At 53.8% G+C, this 2,160-nt stretch carries 1 protein-coding gene and 1 pseudogene; both read left to right on the forward strand.

The annotated features are described in order from the left end of the window. Nucleotides 1-129: 129 nt before the first annotated feature. A pseudogene (locus tag A7589_RS22535) lies at nucleotides 130-381 on the forward strand (cellulose biosynthesis cyclic di-GMP-binding regulatory protein BcsB); the annotation flags it as partial. A 112-nt stretch (nucleotides 382-493) separates the two neighbouring features. After that, a partial coding sequence (locus tag A7589_RS22540) for a tetratricopeptide repeat protein (protein WP_133174902.1) occupies nucleotides 494-2,160 on the forward strand: 1,667 nt, incomplete at its 3' end.

A 2,160-nucleotide genomic window follows, 5' to 3' on the forward strand; every position in this document is an offset into this window, starting at 1 on the left:
GTTACGCACCACCCCGTCAATAGCTGAACAGAAGAGACAGCTGATAGAAACAGAAGCCACTGGAGCACCTCAAAAACACCATCATACACTAAAACAGTAAGTTGGCAGCATCACCACAATGCATTAGTTAATAGTACAAAACGCGGCAATATCTTTGGTTCAGTCGCGGTTATTCGTGAATCTGGCGTCAATAGTTTACGAGTTGGAGATACTTATTACGTTGGGCATCTCCCCTGGATTGAACGAGTGCAATATGTGTTAGCCAGACACCCCATTCTACTGGCAGTGCTGGCAACTCTCAGTGTGGTGCTATTGGCGTGGGTAGTATGGCGTCTGCTACGTATCATTAGTCGCCGTCGTTTGAACCCTCATCAACAGTAATTCATCGTCATTTCTATTTTGCGGCTCCATTCTGTCCTGACTTTATACAGGCAGGGAGCTGCGCCCGTTCAGTTTTTAATAAAAAGTGAGTTAACACCTGATTGAGGCAGGCATGTACAAATTCACCTTAAATTTACTCACAATATCCCTTGGTTTGGCGGTAATGTCGATGGCGAAAGCCACACCAACTGCACATAAGCTGTTAATGGCGCAGATTCGGTTGGGCGAAGACATTCACCGTGAAGATCTGGTCGAACAGTCGCTTTATCGCCTTGAATTGGCGGAACCTGATAATCCAGATGTCGTTGCGGCGCGTTTTCGCTATCTGCTGCGTAAGGGGGATATTGAAGGCGCGCAAAAACAACTTGCCAGACTTTCCCTGCTCGCCCCTGATTCAAAAATATATAAAGCATCGCGCACGGCCATGCGACTTTCTTCGCCTGAGGGGCGTCAGGCACTGCAAATAGCACGCTTACAAGCTATCTCCGGGCGACATAAAGAGGCTATCGACAGTTACGACAAGCTATTTAACGGGGCACCGCCAGATATCGAAATGGCGCTGGAATACTGGGGGGCAATGACGCAAATTGCCTCCCGTCGCAACGAAGCGATTCGTCAGTTGAAAATACTTAATATTGATAATCCTGACTCTGGTGCCATATTTGGGGCGCTGGGGCAGGCGTATTCCCAGAATGGCGATCGCGCTAATGCGGTGGCGAATCTGGAAAAAGCCCTCGCGCTGGATCCGAACAGCAGCAACAACGACAAGTGGAACAGTCTGCTGAAGGTGAATCGCTACTGGCTGGCGATCCAGCAGGGCGATGCTGCGCTGAAAGCCAATAATCCCGACCGGGCAGAACGCCTGTTCCAGCAGGCGCGCAATGTCGATAACGCCGACAGCTATGCGGTACTGGGGCTGGGTGATGTGGCGATGGCACGTAAAGATTACCCCGCTGCCGAACGCTATTATCAGCAGACTTTGCGTATGGACAGCGGCAACACCAACGCCGTGCGCGGGCTGGCGAATCTTTATCGCCAGCAGTCGCCGGAAAAAGCCGAAGCGTTTATTGCCTCGCTCTCTGCCAGCCAGCGGCGCAGCGTTGATGACATCGAACGCAGCCTGCAAAACGACCGCTTATCACAGCAGGCGGAGGCACTGGAAAATCAGGGTAAATGGGCGCAGGCGGCAGCACTTCAGCGTCAGCGACTGGCGCTCGATCCCGGCAGTGTGTGGATTACTTACCAGCTTTCGCAGGATCTCTGGCTGGCCGGGCAACGCAGCCAGGCCGATACGTTAATGCGCAGCCTGGCGCAACAGAAGCCGAACGACCCGGAGCAGGTTTATGCTTACGGACTGTATCTTTCCGGTCACGACCAGGACAGAGCCGCGCTGGCGCATATCAACAGCCTGCCGCGCGCGCAGTGGAACAGCAATATTCAGGAACTGGTTAATCGACTGCAAAGCGATCAGGTGCTGGAAACCGCTAATCGCCTGCGAGAAAGCGGCAAAGAAGCTGAAGCGGAAGCGATGCTGCGCCAGCAACCACCTTCCACGCGTATTGATCTCACGCTGGCTGACTGGGCGCAACAACGACGTGATTACACCGCCGCCCGCGCTGCATATCAGAATGTCCTGACGCGGGAGCCAGCTAACGCCGATGCCATTCTGGGGCTGACGGAAGTGGATATTGCTGCCGGTGACACAGCGGCAGCACGTAGCCAGCTGGCGAAACTGCCCGCTACCGATAACGCCTCGCTGAACACACAGCGGCGCGTGGC

This window comes from Escherichia sp. MOD1-EC6475 (assembly GCF_003046645.1).
Lineage (GTDB): Bacteria > Pseudomonadota > Gammaproteobacteria > Enterobacterales > Enterobacteriaceae > Escherichia > Escherichia ruysiae.